This is a genomic window from Nonomuraea sp. NPDC048916, from assembly GCF_040649575.1.
Lineage (GTDB): Bacteria > Actinomycetota > Actinomycetes > Streptosporangiales > Streptosporangiaceae > Nonomuraea.
In genome coordinates, this window is record NZ_JBEZFS010000114.1 from 1 (window position 1) to 1,454 (window position 1,454).

The window sequence follows — 1,454 nt, forward strand, 5'->3', positions numbered from 1 at the left end:
TGTCACCTTGGCTTTCGCAGCCTCCTCAGCCGACTCGGCTGACCCCAGTTTCGCCTGCCGCCTCCAGCCGGGCGCGAAGCGGACTTCGAGCACGGCCATGATGATGGTCGCGAACGCAAGGGTGTAGCAGGCGGAGAAGAGTAGATCGCGTAGAAGGCTTGGTGCATGACGGGCGAGGACCGTCCAGATACCCAGGCCGACGGTGAGCAACTGCCCAATGAGCGCCCACCCCCAGCGCACCTTCGCCTTGCGAGCAGCGATGACGATGATCAGCGCAGTGAGGACGCCGTCACCGCCGGTAGGAATACCTCGACATCGGCGTTCGCGGCCTGGCTGATCCCTTCGAGGAACTCCTCGGTGTAAGGCCAGAGAAACGCCAGCACGAAGAGCGGCACATATGCGCCGCTCCTCGATCTGTGAACGGACCCACTGGAGAGCCCTTCCCCGAGAATCGGCCTTTCGGGCATCGGGCCGCGCTGGTTCGGACGTGACGCGGAGAGCCGTTCAATAGCACACCAGGCAGCGGCGACGAGCAGAGCTCCCGGCAGAATCTTCCACATCCGTCTGCGAGCGATGCGCCGGGAAGGCGGCGAGGGAACCGTGGAGGGCCGGACAGTGGAAGCCATGCCTCATTCCAGCGCAGACCTCGCCAGGCCGCCGTAACCTTCGCCGACCCGTAATCTCCTGCCTCACCCCCCATGCCTGACGGGCGGTTCATGACGCTGCAAGAGGAGCGCGACGCGACCTCCACCGCCCCGTGCGCCGCCTTCCCCCTGCACGGCCCGCCACACCACCGCCAAGGCCGGCCCCTCCCCCTCACCATCCGCTATCCGCGCCGATGGCTCACTGCCCACTTCCCGGCTCCGACCGGTTATAGGGCGCGACACTCCGGCAACACGATCATCCGCAGGTTGCCGGGCCGGGGAGGGCCTCCCCAGCTCCCGCCGCCACTATCGATGCGTTCCGCGCCCCCTACGCCGGGGAGTCCTTGACGGCTGCGCTTCCAGGCTCTTCACCGCGTCCATGGCCTTCGCCCCGGTTTCGAGAGGCTCGGCACTCCCTTGTCCCACCACAAGAGCGGGCTGAGTAACGACGCCGCAGGCTTCGCTTCATGCTACCGACCGCACCGTCGCTCCCCCTATTTACAGGGCCTATGACGCTGGGCTTCGACCCCGCCCGTTTCCAGACGAAACCGCCAGCCTGCTACCGGGCCTCCTGGCAGCTACCCGGACCGGACTTCCACCGGCAAGCGACGACGAGCTTACGAACAACAAGATCCACCGCTATGTCACGGCTTCACCTCCTGCTCCCGGGTTCGACAGATCATCGGGAGTCTGGGGGCATGATGAGCGTGTACGCGCAGGTCACGGTCCGCACGCCTAGCGGAATCACCGGAAATGCCTAGTGACACGCTTTAGGCTGCAAACGACATTTACGCTGGGATGTAGCGGTAT

2 protein-coding genes are annotated in these 1,454 nt (G+C 65.5%); both read right to left on the reverse strand.

Features of this window, described 5'->3' with window-relative positions; translation table 11 throughout:
• The coding region (locus tag AB0C16_RS39985; protein ID WP_357691354.1) for a hypothetical protein at positions 1-210 on the reverse strand (210 nt) is incomplete at its 3' end.
• A gap of 59 nt (positions 211-269) precedes the next feature.
• The gene (locus AB0C16_RS39990) at positions 270-395 is read right to left on the reverse strand and encodes a hypothetical protein (RefSeq protein ID WP_357691356.1); all 126 of its coding nucleotides are present in this window, start codon (positions 393-395) and stop codon (positions 270-272) included.
• Between the last annotated feature and the right edge of the window lie 1,059 nt (positions 396-1,454).